This is a genomic window from Streptomyces sp. NP-1717 (assembly GCF_022695985.1).
Classification (GTDB): Bacteria; Actinomycetota; Actinomycetes; order Streptomycetales; family Streptomycetaceae; genus Streptomyces.
In genome coordinates this window covers 36,093-53,427 of sequence record NZ_JAAPBF010000020.1, presented here as the reverse complement: position 1 = coordinate 53,427, position 17,335 = coordinate 36,093, and the positions used below count along the sequence as shown (strand labels likewise).

Below are 17,335 nucleotides of genomic sequence, written 5' to 3'. Positions count from 1 at the left end.
TGGCGACATGTCCTCACTCAGGGTCCGCGCCCTGGTTCGACGTGATGCGGCGACAAGAGTTCCTGGCTCCGGGAGACAAGGCTGTCTCCCGTCACAGTGGCGGGACCGCGCCGGATTCGCACCGGCTTCCTCTTCGCTGTCGCCGTATTGGCCTCGGCAGTCCACCACGCGTGCGAATCCGCGTCAACCGGGCTTTGACCTGCGGCAGGGCAGTGTGCTGAGGCCCACACGGCGCGGGCCGCCGGCAAGGACGGAAACACGGCCGAGGGGGGCAACCCGTAACGGGCCACCCCCCTCGGCCGTGCTCGTTCGCCGCGCGTCGCTCCGCGTCAGGCGACGATGATGTAGATCCCGTACGACACAGCCGCCAGGCACAGGCCGAAGCAGACGTACGCGCCGGTGCGGGCCAGCGCCCCGGAGCCGGAGCCGGTGGCGCCGGAGGCCGTGGCCGCCCCGCCCTTCGAGAGCCCCACGATGCCCAGGGTGAACAGACCCACCAGAGCGACGGTGGCCACGAGACTGACGCCGAAGACGGAGCCGAGCGCCGCCCAGTCGATGTTCATGCGGAAAGTGTCCTTCGCTTCGTCAGACCTTCGCGGTCCGGGCCGGTTCGGCGGTGGGTTCCCCGGGACCCGGGGCCGGGATGGTGGCGGCGATCTCCGACGCCGGGCCGCCCACGGGGGGCGGGGTGACGGCGGCGATGGCGGCGGTCACGACACCCACGGGCTCCTCGGCGGCCCCGTCCGTCTCGTTGACGTTGGTGTGGTCGACCGGCTGACGGCGCGACGCCAGCCAGATGACCGCCGACAGTCCGACGAGCAGCACGGCCGTGACCGCGATGCCCCAGGCGCCCTGGGCGGTCAGGAACTCGGCGCCCGCGGCGACCAGACCGGCGGCCGGCAGTGTGAGCCCCCAGGCGATGAACATCCGGGTGGCGGTCGACCAGCGGACGACCCCGCCCTTGCGGCCGAGACCGGCACCCATCACCGCGCCGGAGCAGGACTGGGTCGTGGAGAGCGAGAAGCCGAGGTGGGAGGAGGCGAGGATGACGGTCGCCGCGCTGGTCTGGGCGGCGAAGCCCTGCTGCGGCTGGAGGTCGGTGAGGCCCTTGCCCATGGTGCGGATGATGCGCCAGCCGCCGAGGTAGGTACCGAGCGCGATCGCGACACCGGCGGAGACGATGACCCACATCGGGGGGTTGGAGCCGGGGGCGAGGACGCCGCCGGTGACCAGCGCCAGGGTGATGACACCCATGGTCTTCTGCGCGTCGTTGGTGCCGTGGGCGAGGGAGACGAGGCCGGCCGACGCGATCTGGCCCGCGCGGTAGCCCTTCGCCGTGTCCTTCTCGGCCGTGTTGCGGCCGATGCGGTAGGTGAGCCGGGTGGCCAGCATCGCGGCCAGACCGGCCACCAGCGGCGCGGCGATCGCCGGGAGCAGGACCTTGGTGACGACGACTCCGCCGTTGACGCCGGAGGTGCCGACGGACATCAGCGTGGCGCCGATGAGTCCGCCGAACAGAGCGTGGGAGGAGCTCGACGGAAGGCCGAGCAGCCAGGTGAACAGGTTCCAGAGGATGGCGCCGACGAGCGCCGCGAAGATGACTTCCGTCTGGATGCCCTGTTCGTTGATGAGCCCGCCGGAGATGGTCTTGGCGACCTCGACGGACAGGAAAGCGCCGACGAGGTTGAGCACGGCGGACATCGCCACCGCCGTCTTGGGTTTCATGGCGCCGGTCGAGATGGTCGTCGCCATCGCGTTGGCGGTGTCGTGGAAACCGTTCGTGAAATCGAACACGAGAGCCGTCACGATCACGATCGCGAGCAGCAGCGTGATGTGTTCCATTTACCCAGGCAATCGTTTGACGTCAGTGGCCGTTCAGGAACGTAGGGATGTTGAGTGAACGGAAGATGAACTGAGGCAGGCGTTGCGGTGACTCCCAACAGAGGGTGGACGCTCCGTTTGTGAACGGGTGTGCCGGCTCCCCCCACCGGAGGCGTCGCGCGGATTCCGCTCGACCCGTGCGGCGCCCGGCCCCTGCCCCGTTCCCGGCCCTCCGCGGGCCTCTCCCCGACGCCCGGCGCGGCCCGCCCCGGCCCGCACGCCGAGGCCCGAGCCGGAGAGAGATTCACCTCACCGAGGGACCCCGCGGACCCCGCGAACTCCCCTGGAGCGCCTGGCAAAATCGCCGCATGACGGAAACCGGACACACGCACGGGCACGACCGCGGGAGCGAGCACGGGCACGGACACGGGCACCCGGACGGGCCGGAGATCGAACAGGCATGGCGGGACCTCGTCGCCACCGCCCGCCGCAGCGCGGCCGACGGACTGGTCGTCGGCACCTCGGGCAACGTGTCCGTACGCGTCGGGGAACTCGTCCTCGTCACGCCGAGCGGCGTGCCCTACGACCGGCTGACACCCGGGGACACCGTCGCCGTCGAACTGGACGGCCGGCAGGTACTCGGCCGCCTCAGGCCCACCAGCGAGCTGCCGATGCACCTGGAGGTCTACCGGAACTCCACCGCGGGCGCCGTCGTGCACACCCACGCCGTCCACGCCACCGCCGTCTCCACCCTCGTCCCCGAACTCCCGCTGATCCACTACATGGCGGCGGACTTCGGCGGACCGGTCCGGGTCGCCCCGTACGCGATGTACGGCACCGACGCCCTGGCCGGGCACATGGTGGACGCGCTGCGCGACCGCACGGGCTGTCTCCTCCAGAACCACGGCACCGTCACCTACGCCGACACCCTGGACAAGGCCTACGACCGCACGGCCCAGCTGGAGTGGATGTGCCGCCTGTGGCTCACCGCCACCTCCGTCCCCGGGCGTACACCGAGCCTGCTCTCCTCGCAGCAGGTACGGGACGTCGGGGAGCGGCTCAAGGGCTACGGCCAGCGGAGCTGACCGCACCGCCGCCCCCTCGCCTCACGGGGCCCCGGCCCTCACCCCGGACGCCCGCTCCACTGGCCGTACCGGCCGTCCGTACCGACACTGGGGGAATGCGCCCGGCCAGAGCGACGGCAGCAGCCGTCACCACAGTGATCGGTGTCGGTACGGCCGCGGTGGCGGCCGGCCGGTACGCCAGCGACGCGGCGCTCAAGGCGCCGCCCGGACGGCCACTGCCGGGCGACCCACGGCTCGCCGTGCACGCCACGGCCGCAGGCCGCGTCACCCTGACCCGCTGCCTCGCCTCCCTGCGCCCCGGCACCTACGGCCTGGAATCCGCGGACGTCCAGGCGGTCGTCGGCCCGGTCATCGACGACGTACCGCACCCTCCCGACACGGTCGTGCGCCGACTGGAGCGCGTCCAGCGGGGCACCCTCGGCGCCGGCAGCCGCGTCCGGCTCACGCCCCAGCTCCACCACGGCGACCCCACCACCGCGCTGGGCATCGACCACGACCTGGTGGAGATCCCCGGCGAACTCGGCGCGCTGCCCGGCTGGTTCGTCCCCGGCAGCCGCGACACCTGGGTGATCACCGCGCACGGACTCGGCACCACCTTGGAGCACCCCATGAACGTCATGGAGTTCCTGGTGGACCAGCAGTTCCCGGTGCTGAACCTGGCCTACCGGGGCGACCGCGGCGCACCGCCCTCCCCGGACGGCCTCGGACACCTCGGCGACTCCGAATGGCGCGACCTGGACGCGGCGATCCGCTACGCCGTCCGGGACGGCGCCGAACACGTCATCCTGTACGGCTGGTCCGTCGGAGCCACGATGGCCCTGCACGCCGCCGGGAAATCCGGCCAGCGCGACCGGATCACCGGACTCGTCCTCGACAGCCCCGTGCTCGACTGGGAGGCCACGCTGCGCGCCCTGGCCACCGCGCGCCGCACCCCGGGGCCCCTCCTGCCGCTCGCCGTCCGCGCGGCGCAGGGCCGCACCGGACTGCGCGGCGGCAGACTGCCCGTGGTCGCCGATCCGGGGAAGCTCCACGTCCCGACGCTGATCGTGCACGGCCCCGACGACGCCCTGGCGCCCTGGTACCCGTCCCGTGAACTCGCCGCGCGCCGCCCCGAACTGGTCAGCCTGCACACGGTCTCCGACGCCCCGCACGGCGCGATGTGGAACGCCGACCCCGTCGGCTACGAGGAGACGCTCCGCCGCTTTCTCACGCCCCTCATGTAGCCCCGCGCCTCCAGGGCCCCACGTGGCCCGACTTCCGTACGGAGGCGGCCCGGAGCACGCCTCGGCCACCCTCCGGTCCGGTGTCTTCCCGGGCGGGTGACCGGCCGTTGGAGGCCCGGCCGGGAGGTTCCGTTTGGGCTTTCGGGCAATCAGCGGGAAGACTGCACCCGTGACGTCCCGAAAGCCTGATGAGCAATTGGCGCGCAACTCCAGACTCCGACTCGTCCGCCCGCGAGCCCTGTCCACGGCCCGACGGGCCGTGACCACCGGACGAACACGTCCGGCGCCCCGTCCGCCGGAGGGCACACCGCCCCCCGCGGAGCTGGCCCGTCAGGCGAGGGCCGTCCTCGCCGACGCCGTACGGATCGCCCGCTGGGCGGCGGCCGACCGGGACCCCGGCGCGGGCCCGCTCGCCCCGAAGGCACGCGAACGTGCCGCCACCGCACTTGAGTTGACCGCGGACCAGGTGAGCGCGGGCTGGGACCGCGCCCGGCTCGCCGGTCTCGTCGAACTGCACGGCACCACCGCACGCCCCGGCTGGCGTCTGCGCGCCTGGGACCGGGACGACTCCGCCGTCCTGCGCGGCTGGGTCGCCCTCTTCGACGCCTGGTCGCTCGTCCACGCCGCCCCCGACGACGTCGCCCCGGCGACGGTCGCCGAGGTCGTCGAAGCCGTCCCCCAGGTGCTCTCCCTCCTCCAGCTCTCGGCGGGCCCCGTGCCCGTACCGGCCCTGCTGGACCTGCTCCAGCAGCGCGTCGCGGAGCTGCGCGACGAGCGCTGCGAGGTGCCGTACGACCCCCGGGCCGCGTCCGGTCCCACGGCGGCCCCGACAGCGTCCGCGCCGGAGCCCGAACCCGCGCCGGCCACCGCCGCCGTCCCGCTGCCGCCGCTCCTCGACTGGGCCCTGGAGGGCCTGGCCGCCGTCGGCGCGCTGACGCTCGGCGCGGGGCAGGCGACCCTCACCCCGCTCGGCAACTGGGCGGTCTGGGTCAAGCTGGAGCAGATCTGCGTCGCCGCGCAGAGCCCGGCGGGCAACATCGAGCAGTCCGCCGACAACATGCTGCGCGGCTGCGCCCGGCTCACCCCCGGACCGGCCCGCGCGGAGTACCGCGCCTGGCTCGCCGCCCGCACCGTCGGCAGCGCCGTCGCCGAACTCCTCGCCGTGGCACGCGGCGAGGACGCGCTCCTGCGCGGACTGGCCTTCGAGGCCCTGCGCGTCGTCGGCGCCCCCGCCGAGCCCGAGGTGCGCACCGCCTCCGCCGAACCCTCCCTGCGCCCCTACGCGCTGCTCTGGCTCGCCGAGCACGACGGCACCGACCCCGAGGACGCGCCCGACGTCCTCACCCGTGAGGAGTCGACCTGGCTCTGGGTCGACACCGCGGCGGCCGTCGCCGACCACGGCGAGACCGCGCTGCTCGTCCGCCATCTCGACTCGGCCGTCCAGGGCACCGTCCCCGCCCTGCTCGACGAGGTCAGGGCCGTCGGCCACCCCCGCACCGTGCAGGTGCTGGTCGCCCTGGCCGCCGCGCACCCGGACCCGGCCCTCGCGAAGGCCGTACGCCGCGCCGCCTTCCAGGTCCACACCGGCGGAGCCTGACCGGTCCGCGCGGACGGGGCCGTCCGCGCGGACCCCGGCCGCTCCCGCACCGCGCGGCGGTCAGCCGCCGGCACCCGGCGCGTACGTCCCGAAGCTCCACACGTTGCCCTCCGCGTCGCGCGCCATGTAGTCCCGCGAGCCGTAGTCCTGGTCGGTGGGCGGCATCAGGATCTCCACGCCCTGCTCCACGGCGCGCGCGTGGTGCGCGTCGACGTCCTCGACGACCACATAGATCCCGGCGGGCCCGCCGCCCGCCATCGCCTCGGCGAAGACGCCCTCGCCCTTCCGGGACCCCAGCATCACCATGCCGCTCCCATGGGCCAGTTCGGCATGGAGCACGCTGCCGTCCTCGCCCTCGTACACACTCACCTCCCTGAAGCCGAAGGCGTCCTTCAGCGTCCTGATGGCAGCCTTCGCGTCCTCGTACACGAGCGTCGGACAGACAGTGGGCACACCGGCCATGCTGATCACCCTTCTCCGCGTTCGGCTGTGACCTGCGTCTCAGTTCTCCCAGTCTGGCATCGGTCACCGACAACGCAGCCCGGCCGGCCGTCCCGGCGGGACCCCGCCGGGCGAAAACCAGTTGTCCGGCCCCGGTAGACTCGGCCGTATGGCATTTCTCCTTGTGCATTAGCCGGCGTCGAAGAATCCCCTCCGCCCGCCCTTCCGCCGTCCATACCGCCCTGGAGTTTTTCCGTGATCACCGCCACCGGTGTCGAGTTGCGCGCCGGCGCTCGCATCCTCATCGAGTCAGCCTCCTTCCGCATCGCCAAGGGCGACCGCGTCGGCCTCGTGGGCCGCAACGGAGCGGGCAAGACCACCCTCACCAAATGCCTCGCGGGTGAAGGCACCCCCGCCGCCGGCACGATCACCCGCTCGGGCGACGTCGGCTATCTGCCGCAGGACCCGCGCACCGGTGACCTCGACACCCTCGCCCGCGACCGCATCCTCTCGGCCCGCGACCTCGACTCCGTCCTGAAGAAGATGCGCGAGAACGAGGACCGGATGGCGAACGGCAAGGGCGCCACCCGCGAGAAGGCGATGAAGAAGTACGAGCGCCTGGAGACGGAGTTCCTCACCAAGGGCGGTTACGCCGCCGAGTCCGAGGCCGCCACCATCGCCGCCGCGCTCGGCCTGCCCGACCGGGTCCTCGGCCAGCCCCTCCACACGCTCTCCGGCGGTCAGCGCCGGCGCGTCGAACTCGCCCGCATCCTCTTCTCGGACGCCGACACCCTGCTCCTGGACGAGCCGACGAACCACCTCGACGCCGACTCCATCGTCTGGCTGCGGGACTACCTCAAGACGTACCGCGGCGGCTTCATCGTCATCTCCCACGACGTCGACCTCGTCGAGACGGTCGTCAACAAGGTCTTCTACCTGGACGCCAACCGCTCCCAGATCGACGTCTACAACATGGGCTGGAAGCTCTACCAGCAGCAGCGCGAGTCGGACGAGAAGCGGCGCAAGCGCGAGCGGGCCAACGCGGAGAAGAAGGCCGCCACGCTCAACTCGCAGGCCGACAAGATGCGCGCCAAGGCCACCAAGACCGTCGCCGCCCAGAACATGGCGCGCCGCGCGGAGCGCCTGCTGTCGGGCCTGGAGGCGGTACGCCAGTCCGACAAGGTCGCCAAGCTGCGCTTCCCCGACCCCGCGCCGTGCGGCAAGACGCCGCTGACGGCCGAGGGCCTGTCGAAGTCGTACGGCTCCCTGGAGATCTTCACGGACGTCGACCTGGCCATCGACAAGGGCTCACGCGTCGTCATCCTCGGCCTCAACGGCGCGGGCAAGACCACGCTGCTGCGGCTGCTCGCCGGAGTGGAGAAGCCCGACACCGGTGAGGTGACGCCGGGCCACGGCCTCAAGCTCGGCTACTACGCGCAGGAGCACGAGACGCTCGACCCCGACCGCTCGGTCCTGGAGAACATGCGCTCCTCCGCCCCCGACCTCGACCTGGTCGACGTCCGCAAGACCCTCGGCTCCTTCCTCTTCTCCGGGGACGACGTCGAGAAGCCCGCCCGCGTCCTGTCCGGCGGCGAGAAGACCCGCCTCGCCCTCGCGACCCTGGTCGTCTCGTCGGCCAACGTGCTGCTCCTCGACGAGCCCACGAACAACCTCGACCCGGCCAGCCGCGAGGAGATCCTCGGCGCGCTGCGCACGTACAAGGGCGCGGTCATCCTCGTCACGCACGACGAGGGCGCCGTCCAGGCCCTCGAACCGGAGCGGATCATCCTGCTGCCCGACGGTGTCGAGGACCTCTGGGGCGCGGACTACGCGGACCTGGTGGCCCTGGCCTGACGGCACGGGCGTGATCCACCGCGTATGGATCATTCGGCTCAGCGGTGATCCATCATCTGAGTGAGTGCCTCTCGTACTTTGGCGTGGCGCGCCGACTATCAGGCCGTTCCGGGACCAGTTCACCCAGCGTCCCGGCGTACGGCGTCTGACCTGCTGTTTCCCCTGTGTGTCCGTCGGCGGCCCTGCCCGCGCCGGTCTGGAATTCGTCATTCCGTTCGTGTTCGGTTGCGGGGCTCCCTCGAAGCTTGTGACGGGAACCTTGCTGAATGGGTGGCCAGGAGCGCCCCGAGGGGTGATCATGAGAAGTCCAGAGCGCATTTTCATGAGGAGGCACGGGTGGCCGAGACTCTGAAGAAGGGCAGCCGGGTAACCGGCCCCGCGCGCGACAAGCTCGCGGCAGACCTGAAGAAGAAGTACGACTCCGGTGCGAGTATCCGTGCGCTGGCCGAGGAAACGGGCCGGTCCTACGGATTCGTCCACCGGATGCTCAGCGAGTCCGGAGTCACACTCCGGGGACGCGGTGGAGCGACGCGCGGCAAGAAGGCCTCGGCCTGACGGCCGCGCACAGCTTCTCCGGCCACCGGTTCCGCCGGTGACCACCCGGCCGGTCGTCGCGGTCGACCGGGTGGTTACTGTGCAGTCACTTAGCTAGGCGTGCTGACTGCACCGAACCGGAGGCGTCCCATGACTTCGCTCGATCACGTGCTCGACAAGGACGGCGTACGGCTCACCGTCGAGGACGCGGTTGCCACGGTGACCCTGACCAACCCGGCCAAGCGCAACGCTCAGTCTCCCGCTCTGTGGCGGGCGTTGACGGAAGCCGGGCAGTCACTGCCAGGCAGCGTGCGGGTCGTCGTGCTGCGCGGCGAAGGCAAGTCCTTCTCCGCGGGCCTCGACCGGCAGGCGTTCAGTCCCGAGGGCTTCGACGGTGAACCCTCCTTCCCGGAGCTGGCGCGCCGTTCCGACACGGAGCTGGACGCGGTAATCGCCGAGTACCAGTCCGCCTTCACCTGGTGGCGCCGGAGCGACATCGTGTCGATCGCCGCCGTCCAGGGGCACGCCATCGGCGCCGGATTCCAGCTCGCGCTGGGCTGCGATCTGCGGGTCGTCGCGTCGGACGTGCAGTTCGCCATGCGCGAGACCAGCCTCGGGCTGGTCCCCGACCTCGCCGGTACGCACCCCCTCGTCGGTCTCGTCGGCTACGCCCGCGCGCTGGAGATCTGCGCGACGGGCCGCTTCGTCCTGGCCGACGAGGCCGAGCGCACCGGCCTCGCCAATCTCGTCGTACCGCCGGCCGAACTCGACGCGGCGGTGGGCGACCTGACGGCCGCGCTCCTCGCCGCGCCGCGCGACGCGACGATCGAGACGAAGGCGCTGCTGCTGGGCGCGTCGTCGCGTACGTACGACGAGCAGCGCGCCGCCGAACGCGCGTCCCAGGCACGCCGCCTGCGCGACCTGGCGGGCCTGGGGGACTAGGGCCTGTCCGCGAAGTGGCGTCGTCCGCCCGTAGGGCGGGGCCCGCGGCGTCTGGTGCGGTGCATCGCAAGGCGGAGGACCAGCCTCGTACCGGGCGTACTCGGCCGGGTCCGACAACGCGGCGAGGTGCCGTGCCAGGCGTCGCGGGCCCGGGCGCGACTTGGCGGACACGCCCCAGGGCCTTCTCCCGGATCCCGCCGGACGGGTGTCAGGCCGGCGCGAAACGGGTCACGTACTCGTCGAACGGCTCGATGCCCACCTCTGCGCGGAGTTCGTTCACGCGTTCGGGCTCCTCGCAGGGCCACGGAACCGGCGATCCGTCCTTCACGCCCGCGATCTGCGTGCCGTAGATCTGCTCGCGGCCGTCGTTGACCAGCGTGCGGTCGCGCAGAAAGGCCAGCTCGCGCGGGCCGGCCGAGCCCTCCGACACCGCCCGCTCCAGGTGCTTCAGCGCGCGACGCTGGACGTCGAGCTGCCGGTCGGAGTGCTGGGCCACCAGCCACGCCGCGTGTGCGGCCTCCTCGCCGACCAGTTCCGCCGTCGGCCAGCCGTACTCGTCCATGATCTCGCCGAGCCGGTCGCCGTGCCGTGCGGTCAGCCGGTGCCACACCAGCCGCTCGGCCGGATCGTCGCTGTTCGCGAGCGCGGCGGACCGGTGGTCGGCCGCGGCCATGTCCATGAGTTCCGCCGTCAGCGCGGCGATGTCGTGCGCCAATCTCAACTCCAATGATGCGTAGGTGCGTTGTGCTCGACTCCCGCAACCCTAAAGGCGCATATCAGGCGGAAAGATCATTCCGGAGAACGGTGACAGGGGGCCGCGCGCACCGGGACAATGGATTCAGGGACGATCGCCGGACGGGCCTTTCCGGCCCCCGCCGGGGACATCCACCGAGGTGATCAGGACCGCCACCGTCGGGTGGCTCGGCAGTGACGCCGAGACCTGCCGCCTCACCGCGCGCGCCACCTCGGACGGGCGGTGGCCCTCCGCCGTCGCCAGCTCGACGCGGACATGGCCCCTCGTGACGAGCACCGGCGCGCCGAGCGCCCCGGACAGATGGGCGACACCGGGGACGTTCGCCGCGACGACCGCCGCCGTGCCCCTCGGAGCGACCGCGACTGCCCCGACTGGCGCAGTGGTACCCGAGGAGTCCGAACCCGGCTTCTCCAGCAGCGCCGTCACCCGCAGGTCCACCTCCGACACCCGCAGCCCCAGCCGCTCCACCGCGTGCTGGTACAGGGCCGTGCGCAGCCGTTCCGCCACGGCGGGCAGGGGCTCGCCCCCGACCGTCGCGAAGTCGCCCTCGATACGGAGCGCCCCCGGCGGCAGCGCGCTCGGCGGCGGCCTCACGGCGGGCCGGTCCGCCGAGCCGGGGTCCGCCAGACAGAGCCTCAGCCGGCCCAGCGCGGTGCCGGGCACTTCCGCCGTGCTCCGCCTCAGCGCGGTCGCCGCCGCCCGTTCGGCCAGCCACACCCCGTCCGCCGCTTCGCCCAGCGGGAGCAGCCGGCCGAGGCCGAGCCGTTCGTGCACCGCCGCGCTCCAACCGTCCGCACCGTTCCCACCGTGACCAGTCGTCATGGACCCCAGACTGCCGCATTCCCGGCGCGAGACCGGGCAAGACGCCCTAATGTGGGCAACGAGTCCACCAGCGCCCGGAAAGGGGCGAATCGCCATGTCCGAGACCACGCAGCGCAACCAGTCCGAGCCATCGGCCAAGTCGTCGTCCAGCGAGGACCAGCGCAAGCCCTCAGGCGGCAGGAAGGGTGGCGGCGACCCGGCCGTCCGCGGGCGGACCACCATCGCCGACGGAGTGGTGGAGAAGATCGCCGGCCTCGCCGCGCGTGATGTGCTCGGCGTCCACGCGATGGGCAGCGGCATGTCCCGCACCTTCGGCGCCGTACGCGACCGGGTCCCCGGGGGCACCAAGTCCGTCTCGCGAGGTGTGAAGGCCGAGGTGGGCGAGGTACAGACGGCCCTGGACCTGGAGATCGTCGTCGACTACGGCGTGTCGATCGCCGACGTCGCCCGAGACGTACGGGAGAACGTGATCTCCGCCGTCGAACGGATGACGGGCCTTGAGGTCGTCGAGGTCAACATCGCGGTCAGCGATGTGAAGCTGCCGGACGAAGAGGACGACGAGCCCGAGTCACGGCTCCAGTAACGGCCCGATCCGCGAGACCGATGAGGAGTCACCAGATGAGCATGGCGGTGGTCGGCCTGCTGGCCGGCATGGCCCTGGCGTTCGCCGGATTTTTCGGGGGTTTCGGAGCCTTCCTGCTGGTTGCCGCGCTGGGCGCGGTCGGGTTCGTGGTCGGCCGGTTCCTCGACGGTGACCTGGAACCGGGCGACCTCTTCCGTGGCCGCGAACGCGACGAACGTCGGCGGTGACGGTCCGTGGCCGATGAGCGGGTGACGGCCGCGGAGCGCGGGGCGACCACCATCGCCGACCGTGTCGTCGCGAAGATCGCCGCGCAGGCGGCGCGGGAGGCGCTCCACCGCGTACTGGAGGGGGGCGAGCCGCCGCATGCCAGCGTGCTGGTCCACCACGACGTGGCGCGCGTACGGATCGGTGTCGAGCTCGACTACCCCTCCGACATCGGCGCCCAGTGCGGCGCGGTGCGTCACCAAGTGGCCCGGCGGGTAAGTGCTCTGGCGGGGATGGAGGTGCCGGAAGTGGTCGTCATGGTCGAACGGCTCCACTCCGCCCAGTCGCGCGCCGCGCAGGGGAGGATCCGATGAGCGAACCGGTGGGTGAGGGGACCGAACGTACGCCGGGGGACACGGGCGCGCACGGAGCCGTCCGCGCGGACCTGCTCGAACTCGACCAGTCCGCCTCCGCGGCCCGGTACGAACCGCGGCCCACGCTGGACGGGGACGAGGGGGACGGCAAGTCCCACCGCTTCTGGTCCTGGCGCCGGATCCCGGCCGCGGTGGTCGCCGCCGTACTGCTCGGTGCGTCGGCGCTGACCCTGTACGACGTCGCGGCCGTACGGGCCGAGCACCCGGCCATGTACTGGCGCCGCTGGCTCGCCGCCCGGCTCGCCACCGAGCCGCTGGACAACACCTGGGTCCTGGTCGGCTCGGGCGTCGCGGCGGCCGTCGGTCTCTGGCTGATCGTCCTCGCCCTCACCCCGGGGCTGCGCCAGGTGCTGCCGATGCGGCGCACTCCCACGCGGGTGCGGGCCGGGCTCGACCGGGAGGCCGCGGCGCTGACGCTGCGCGACCGGGCGCTGGAGGTCTCCGGTGTCCGCTCCGTCCGCGTACGGGCCCGCCGCTCCAAGGTCCGGGTGCGGGCCGTCTCCCACTTCCGCGAACTCGACGACGTGCGCGCCGATCTGGACACCGCGCTGGCCGCCGGCATCGGCGATCTGGGTCTGGACAGGCCGCCCGCGCTCTCCGTGCACGTCCGCCGGCCGAAGAAGGGGTGACGGGATGCTCAGGGTCGTCAACCGTGTCCTGCTGGGCCTCGTCGGCCTGGTGCTGCTGTGCGTGGGCGGCGGGGTGCTGGCGACGGGGCTGGGCGTGTCCGTCCCGTCCTGGTGGCCGTACACCGGCGAGAAGGACGTGCTGCTCAGCCAGGCCGACCGCGACCGCTGGAGCGCGCAGAGCTGGTGGTGGCCGGTCGTCATCGCGGTACTCGCGGTCCTGGTGCTGCTGACGCTGTGGTGGCTGCTGTCCCAACTGCGGCGCGCGCGGCTGGCGGAGGTGCTGGTCGACAGCGGCGACGGGCAGGGCGCGCTGCTGAGGGGCCGGGCGCTGGAGAACGTCCTGGAGAGCGAGGCGCAGTCGCTGGACGGTGTGTCCCGGGCGCGGGTCCGGCTGACCGGGCGGCGGAGCGCGCCGGAGGCGCGGGTGCGGCTGCTGCTGGAGCCGCACGTGGCGCCGGGGCAGGCGCTGGAGGGGCTCACGCGGGAGGCGGTGGCGCATGCGCGGGACTCGGCGGGGCTGGAGAAGCTGCCGACGGAGGCGAGGCTGCGCGCGGCCAAGCACCGGGCGCAGCGGGTGACGTGACCCAGGCGCCGCCCCGGGCCCCGGTGCGCCCCGGGCCCCGCTCGTCAAGCGCCGGAGGGGCCGTCAGTACCCGTGGCGGTTGCCGCCGTCCACCGGCAGCATCACACCCGTCAGATAGGACGCCGCCGGGGAGAGCATGAACGCGGCCGTGCGGCCGAACTCCTCCGGTGTGCCGTAGCGGCGCAGCGGGATGCGGGACTCGTGGCCCGCGCGCGCCGCCGCCGGGTCGTCCGAGAGCGAGTCCAGCTCGCGGACGCGGTCCGTGTCGATCCGGGCCGGCAGCAGACCGATCACGCGTATGCCGCGCGGTCCCACCTCGTCCGCGAGTGATTTCGCGAAGCCCGCGAGTCCCGGCCGCAGCCCGTTGGAGATCGCGAGGCCGCGGATCGGCTCGTGGACCGAGCCGGACAGGACGAGACCGATCACCCCGCCGTCGCCCAGCTCCGCCGCGGCCGTGCGCGCCAGCCGTACCGCGCCGAGGAAGACCGAGTCGAACGCCGACCGCCACTGCTCGTCCGTGGTGTCCGCGGTGAGCCCCGGCGGCGGGCCGCCGACGCTGATCAGGATCCCGTCGAAGCCGCCGAACCGCTCCCGTGCCGCGGCTATCAGCCGGTCGGCGACGGCGGGATCGGCGTTGTCCGCGGCGACGCCGAACGCGTTCGGGCCGATCGAGTCCGCCGCCCCGGCGACCGACTCCTTGTCGCGCCCGGTGACGACCACCTTCGCGCCGTCCGCCGCCAGCGCCTCGGCGGACGCGCGTCCGAGCCCCCGGGACGCGCCGGTGACGACGTAGACACGGTCCTTCAGTCCAAGATCCATGCCCCTTATTCTGCCTCGTCCTCCACGGCCAGGGCGAGGGCCGTCCCCACCAGACCGATATGACTGAACGCCTGCGGGAAGTTGCCCAGTTGCCGCCCGATCGCCGCGTCGTACTCCTCGGCGAGCAGACCGACGTCGTTGCGCAGAGCCAGCAGGCGCTCGAAGAGTTCCGTCGCCTCCTTCCTGCGGCCGGTCATCAGCAGCGCGTCTGCCAGCCAGAACGAGCAGACGAGAAACGTTCCTTCGCCGCCCGGCAGTCCGTCGACCGACGTGCCCTCCGTGCTGTAGCGGCGGACCAGCCCCTCCTGGCCCAGCTCGGCCCGTACCGCGTCGACCGTGCCCACGACCCGCGGATCGTCCGGCGGCAGGAAGCCGAAGCGGGGGATCAGGAGCGTCGCCGCGTCCAGTTCCCGGGAGCCGTACGCCTGCGTGAAGGTGTTACGGACCGGGTCGAAGCCCTTCTCGCACACATCGCGGTGCACCTCGTCGCGCATCGTCCGCCACCGGTTCACATCGCCCCGCAGCGACGGATCGGCCTCCAGTGTCTTCACCGCCCGGTCGGCGGCGACCCACGCCATCACCTTGGAGTGCGTGAAGTGCTGCCGGGGACCGCGCACTTCCCACAGCCCCTCGTCCGGCTCGCGCCACTTCGACTCCAGGAAGCCCAGCAGGGCGAGCTGGAGGTCCCACGCGTGCGGCCGGCCGGTGAGACCGACGCCACGCGCCACGTGCAGGGAGTCGATGACCTCGCCGTACACGTCGAGCTGCAGCTGTTCCACCGCCTCGTTCCCGACCCGGACCGGCCGCGCGCCCGCGTAACCGTTCAGCCAGGGCAACTCCGTCTCCGGCAGCCGCCGTTCGCCGCCGACCCCGTACATGATCTGGAGGTCGGAGGGGTCACCGGCGACCGCGCGCAGCAGCCAGTCGCGCCAGGCCTCGGCCTCGTCCACATAGCCCGCGGACAGCAGGGCGTTCAGGACGAGGGCCGAGTCGCGCAGCCAGCAGTAGCGGTAGTCCCAGTTCCGTACGCCGCCCAGCTCCTCGGGGAGCGAGGTCGTGGGGGCCGCGACGATGCCGCCGGTCGGGGCGTAGATGAGCGCCTTCAGCGTGAGCAGGGAGCGCATGACCGCCTCGCGGTACGGCCCCTTGTACGTGCAGCGCGCCGCCCACTCCTCCCAGTCCTCCTTGCTGTGCTCCAGGGCCTCGAACGGGTCGACCAGGTCGGGGCGCGGCAGATGCGAGGGGTGCCAGGTGAGGACGAAGGCGACCTTCTCCCCGGCGCCGACGGTGAACGACGAGCAGGTGCTGAACTCCTGGCCCCAGGTCTTGACCACCGGCTTCTCGTTCGGGGCCAGTTCACCGCCGACGGGCCGCGCCCGCGAGACGCTGCGCAGCCAGACCGAGTCGGGTCCGGCGACGGCGACGCGCTGGCCGTCCGTCCTGCGCATCCACGGCACGATCGAGCCGTAGTCGAAGCGCAGCCGCAGGGTGGCGTTCATCTCCACGGTGCCGCTGACGCCCTCCACGATCCGCACGACGTCCGGCGCGACATCGCGCTGCGGCATGAAGTCGGTGACCTTCACCGTGCCGCTCCTGGTCTCCCAGAGGGTCTCCAGCACCAGCGAGTCGCCCGCGTACCGCCTGCTGGTGCAGCGGTTCGCGCCACGGGGGGCGAGCAGCCAGTGGCCGTTCTCCTTGTTGCCGAGCAGGGAGGCGAAGCAGGCCGCCGAGTCGAAGCGTGGCAGACACAGCCAGTCGATGGAGCCGTCTCTGCCGACGAGGGCCGCGGTCTGCAGGTCGCCGATGAGGGCGTAGTCCTCGATGCGTTGGGTCACCTCAGCCCTGTTCCCGCAGGACAGGCGGGTTATGCGGCGGCCGTCTCGCGCTCGGGTGTGCTCCGGGCGGCGGTCGCCGCGCGGTCGCGCAATTCGCGCCGTACGAGGATGACCCAGCCGACCGGCACGCCGGCGGTGAACAGCCACCACTGCACGGCGTACGCCATGTGGGCGCCGATGGAGCCGGAGTCGGGCTCCGGGATCTGCTGCGGGCTGTCGCCCGGGGCGGCGGGGGCGGTCTGCTCGATGTAGCCGCCGAGGACGGTCCGGCCGAGCGACCGGGCCTGCCGCTCACTGTTGATCAGCATGATCTGGCGGTCCGGGAGGTCGCTCAGCTCCTTGATGCCGCTGGTGCCGGTCGTCTCGTCGGCCTTGAGCCGGCCGGTGACCGTGACCTCGCCCTTCGGCGCCGCCGGGATGTCGGGGAAGGACCGCTGGTCCTCGGCGAAGGGGATCCAGCCGCGGTTGACGAGGACGGCGCGGCCGTCGCCGAGTACGAGCGGGGTCAGCACATGGAAGCCGACCTGCTCGTCACTGTTGGTGCGGCGCCGTACGACGACCTCGTGCGCCGTGTCGTAGGTACCGGTGGCCTCCACCTGCCGCCAGTAGTCGGCACGCGGCACGGTGTGGCCGGGGGAGGTGAGGTCGGTGACCGGGACCGGCTTCGCCTTGAGGTTGTCCGCGATCAGGGTGTTCTGTGCCACCCGGTGTTCATGGCGGTGGAACTGCCAGAAACCCAGCTCGATCATCACGGGGATGAGCACGAGGGCGAACAGGGTGAGGATCACCCACTGCCGCGACAGGAGGAAGCGGTACACGCCTCGACGGTACCCGGCGCCCGCACCGGCCCCGGCAGCGGGTCCGCCCGCCCGCTCGGCAGGCCCGGGACCGGGTCCGGGCCCGCCGGCGGACCTCACACCCGGTCGACGATGCCCGCCCTCCCCTCGGCGCGGGCGCAGTGCGCGCCGCAGAACCACTGGCCCTCGACCTCGACGCCCTGGCCGATGATCTGGACCCGGCAGTGTTCACAGACGGGCGCCATGCGGTGGATGGCGCAGGAGAAGCAGTCGAAGACATGCACGGCGCCCTGCGCGTGCACCTCGAACGACATGCCGTACTCATTTCCGCAGACTTCGCAACGTGCCATGCGCCACAGGGTGTGACGAGGCGGCCTG

At 72.4% G+C, this 17,335-nt stretch carries 20 protein-coding genes and 1 riboswitch; of the genes, 11 read left to right on the top strand and 9 right to left on the bottom strand.

The features are described from left to right. Positions 1–33: 33 nt before the first annotated feature. Positions 34–181, bottom strand: a riboswitch (cobalamin riboswitch). 148 nt (positions 182–329) lie between these two features. Together GXP76_RS07025 and GXP76_RS07020 are read right to left on the bottom strand one after the other, a co-directional pair. Beyond that, positions 330–563 carry a hypothetical protein gene (locus GXP76_RS07025; protein ID WP_242570551.1) on the bottom strand — a complete coding sequence of 78 codons (234 nt, stop codon included), beginning with the start codon at positions 561–563 and terminating at the stop codon, positions 330–332. Between the two features lie 22 nt (positions 564–585). Next, positions 586–1,842 (bottom strand): inorganic phosphate transporter, encoded by a 1,257-nt coding sequence (locus GXP76_RS07020; RefSeq protein ID WP_242570550.1) that lies wholly within the window; start codon positions 1,840–1,842, stop codon positions 586–588. Positions 1,843–2,189: 347 nt separating this feature from the next. Between GXP76_RS07020 and GXP76_RS07015 the strand changes: the two genes are divergently transcribed. The 3 genes from GXP76_RS07015 to GXP76_RS07005 all read left to right on the top strand — a co-directional run bounded on the left by GXP76_RS07015 (position 2,190) and on the right by GXP76_RS07005 (position 5,726). After that, positions 2,190–2,906 carry a class II aldolase/adducin family protein gene (locus GXP76_RS07015; protein ID WP_242570549.1) on the top strand — a complete coding sequence of 239 codons (717 nt, stop codon included), beginning with the start codon at positions 2,190–2,192 and terminating at the stop codon, positions 2,904–2,906. Positions 2,907–3,001: 95 nt separating this feature from the next. Further along, positions 3,002–4,129 carry an alpha/beta hydrolase gene (locus tag GXP76_RS07010; RefSeq protein WP_242570548.1) on the top strand — a complete coding sequence of 376 codons (1,128 nt, stop codon included), beginning with the start codon at positions 3,002–3,004 and terminating at the stop codon, positions 4,127–4,129. A 169-nt stretch (positions 4,130–4,298) separates the two neighbouring features. Next, positions 4,299–5,726, top strand: a complete 1,428-nt coding sequence (locus GXP76_RS07005; RefSeq protein ID WP_374360022.1) for a hypothetical protein — start codon at positions 4,299–4,301, stop codon at positions 5,724–5,726. A 60-nt stretch (positions 5,727–5,786) separates the two neighbouring features. On the opposite strand, the gene GXP76_RS07000 is transcribed toward GXP76_RS07005, so the two are convergent. After that, positions 5,787–6,188: a VOC family protein gene (locus GXP76_RS07000; protein WP_242570546.1), complete on the bottom strand. Its 402-nt coding sequence runs from the start codon at positions 6,186–6,188 to the stop codon at positions 5,787–5,789. A gap of 234 nt (positions 6,189–6,422) precedes the next feature. Between GXP76_RS07000 and GXP76_RS06995 the strand changes: the two genes are divergently transcribed. From GXP76_RS06995 to GXP76_RS06985, 3 genes are all read left to right on the top strand, one after another. Next, positions 6,423–8,021: an ABC-F family ATP-binding cassette domain-containing protein gene (locus GXP76_RS06995; RefSeq protein ID WP_242570545.1), complete on the top strand. Its 1,599-nt coding sequence runs from the start codon at positions 6,423–6,425 to the stop codon at positions 8,019–8,021. A gap of 336 nt (positions 8,022–8,357) precedes the next feature. Beyond that, positions 8,358–8,576 (top strand): helix-turn-helix domain-containing protein, encoded by a 219-nt coding sequence (locus GXP76_RS06990; RefSeq protein WP_023542602.1) that lies wholly within the window; start codon positions 8,358–8,360, stop codon positions 8,574–8,576. A 129-nt stretch (positions 8,577–8,705) separates the two neighbouring features. Further along, on the top strand, positions 8,706–9,497 hold the full coding sequence (locus tag GXP76_RS06985; RefSeq protein WP_242570544.1) for an enoyl-CoA hydratase/isomerase family protein: 792 nt from the start codon (positions 8,706–8,708) through the stop codon (positions 9,495–9,497). 208 nt (positions 9,498–9,705) lie between these two features. On the opposite strand, the gene GXP76_RS06980 is transcribed toward GXP76_RS06985, so the two are convergent. Together GXP76_RS06980 and GXP76_RS06975 are read right to left on the bottom strand one after the other, a co-directional pair. Beyond that, a complete protein-coding gene (locus GXP76_RS06980; RefSeq protein ID WP_242570543.1) occupies positions 9,706–10,212 on the bottom strand; it encodes a DUF6624 domain-containing protein in 507 nt (168 codons plus the stop codon). Between the two features lie 123 nt (positions 10,213–10,335). After that, positions 10,336–11,073, bottom strand: coding sequence for a hypothetical protein (locus GXP76_RS06975; protein WP_242570542.1), 738 nt, complete (start codon positions 11,071–11,073; stop codon positions 10,336–10,338). Between the two features lie 94 nt (positions 11,074–11,167). On the opposite strand from GXP76_RS06975, the gene GXP76_RS06970 reads away from it, so the two are divergent. From GXP76_RS06970 to amaP, 5 genes are read left to right on the top strand one after another with little or no spacing between them, the layout of a single operon-like run. After that, complete coding sequence (locus GXP76_RS06970; protein ID WP_242570541.1) at positions 11,168–11,656, top strand: Asp23/Gls24 family envelope stress response protein; 489 nt, start codon at positions 11,168–11,170, stop codon at positions 11,654–11,656. A gap of 35 nt (positions 11,657–11,691) precedes the next feature. Beyond that, the gene (locus tag GXP76_RS06965; RefSeq protein ID WP_242570540.1) at positions 11,692–11,883 is read left to right on the top strand and encodes a hypothetical protein; all 192 of its coding nucleotides are present in this window, start codon (positions 11,692–11,694) and stop codon (positions 11,881–11,883) included. A gap of 6 nt (positions 11,884–11,889) precedes the next feature. Further along, positions 11,890–12,234: a hypothetical protein gene (locus tag GXP76_RS06960; protein ID WP_242570539.1), complete on the top strand. Its 345-nt coding sequence runs from the start codon at positions 11,890–11,892 to the stop codon at positions 12,232–12,234. After that, complete coding sequence (locus GXP76_RS06955; RefSeq protein ID WP_242570538.1) at positions 12,231–12,923, top strand: DUF6286 domain-containing protein; 693 nt, start codon at positions 12,231–12,233, stop codon at positions 12,921–12,923. Before GXP76_RS06960 ends, GXP76_RS06955 begins: the two co-directional genes overlap by 4 nt. Before the next feature lie 4 nt (positions 12,924–12,927). Beyond that, positions 12,928–13,506 carry an alkaline shock response membrane anchor protein AmaP gene (amaP, locus tag GXP76_RS06950; RefSeq protein ID WP_242570537.1) on the top strand — a complete coding sequence of 193 codons (579 nt, stop codon included), beginning with the start codon at positions 12,928–12,930 and terminating at the stop codon, positions 13,504–13,506. 63 nt (positions 13,507–13,569) lie between these two features. Here the strand turns inward: amaP and GXP76_RS06945 are convergent, their stop codons facing one another. The 4 genes from GXP76_RS06945 to GXP76_RS06930 form a co-directional block, all read right to left on the bottom strand. Beyond that, on the bottom strand, positions 13,570–14,325 hold the full coding sequence (locus GXP76_RS06945; RefSeq protein WP_242570536.1) for an SDR family oxidoreductase: 756 nt from the start codon (positions 14,323–14,325) through the stop codon (positions 13,570–13,572). A 5-nt stretch (positions 14,326–14,330) separates the two neighbouring features. Continuing rightward, positions 14,331–16,160: a glycoside hydrolase family 15 protein gene (locus GXP76_RS06940; protein WP_242570535.1), complete on the bottom strand. Its 1,830-nt coding sequence runs from the start codon at positions 16,158–16,160 to the stop codon at positions 14,331–14,333. 29 nt (positions 16,161–16,189) lie between these two features. After that, positions 16,190–16,978 carry an SURF1 family protein gene (locus GXP76_RS06935; RefSeq protein ID WP_242570534.1) on the bottom strand — a complete coding sequence of 263 codons (789 nt, stop codon included), beginning with the start codon at positions 16,976–16,978 and terminating at the stop codon, positions 16,190–16,192. 95 nt (positions 16,979–17,073) lie between these two features. Beyond that, entirely contained in the window at positions 17,074–17,307 is a 234-nt protein-coding gene (locus tag GXP76_RS06930) for a hypothetical protein (protein ID WP_242570533.1), read from the bottom strand. Between the last annotated feature and the right edge of the window lie 28 nt (positions 17,308–17,335).

Excerpts from the sequence above, each read along its gene's own strand:
- GXP76_RS07000 (WP_242570546.1), bottom strand. The coding sequence starts at position 6,188 with ATGGCCGGTGTGCCCACTGTCTGTCCGACGCTCGTGTACGAGGACGCG.
- GXP76_RS06970 (WP_242570541.1), top strand. The coding sequence starts at position 11,168 with ATGTCCGAGACCACGCAGCGCAACCAGTCCGAGCCATCGGCCAAGTCG.
- GXP76_RS07015 (WP_242570549.1), top strand. The coding sequence starts at position 2,190 with ATGACGGAAACCGGACACACGCACGGGCACGACCGCGGGAGCGAGCAC.
- GXP76_RS06955 (WP_242570538.1), top strand. The coding sequence starts at position 12,231 with ATGAGCGAACCGGTGGGTGAGGGGACCGAACGTACGCCGGGGGACACG.
- GXP76_RS07020 (WP_242570550.1), bottom strand. The coding sequence starts at position 1,842 with ATGGAACACATCACGCTGCTGCTCGCGATCGTGATCGTGACGGCTCTC.
- GXP76_RS07010 (WP_242570548.1), top strand. The coding sequence starts at position 3,002 with ATGCGCCCGGCCAGAGCGACGGCAGCAGCCGTCACCACAGTGATCGGT.
- GXP76_RS06930 (WP_242570533.1), bottom strand. The coding sequence starts at position 17,307 with ATGGCACGTTGCGAAGTCTGCGGAAATGAGTACGGCATGTCGTTCGAG.
- GXP76_RS07025 (WP_242570551.1), bottom strand. The coding sequence starts at position 563 with ATGAACATCGACTGGGCGGCGCTCGGCTCCGTCTTCGGCGTCAGTCTC.
- GXP76_RS06975 (WP_242570542.1), bottom strand. The coding sequence starts at position 11,073 with ATGACGACTGGTCACGGTGGGAACGGTGCGGACGGTTGGAGCGCGGCG.
- amaP (WP_242570537.1), top strand. The coding sequence starts at position 12,928 with ATGCTCAGGGTCGTCAACCGTGTCCTGCTGGGCCTCGTCGGCCTGGTG.
- GXP76_RS06985 (WP_242570544.1), top strand. The coding sequence starts at position 8,706 with ATGACTTCGCTCGATCACGTGCTCGACAAGGACGGCGTACGGCTCACC.
- GXP76_RS06965 (WP_242570540.1), top strand. The coding sequence starts at position 11,692 with ATGAGCATGGCGGTGGTCGGCCTGCTGGCCGGCATGGCCCTGGCGTTC.
- GXP76_RS06945 (WP_242570536.1), bottom strand. The coding sequence starts at position 14,325 with ATGGATCTTGGACTGAAGGACCGTGTCTACGTCGTCACCGGCGCGTCC.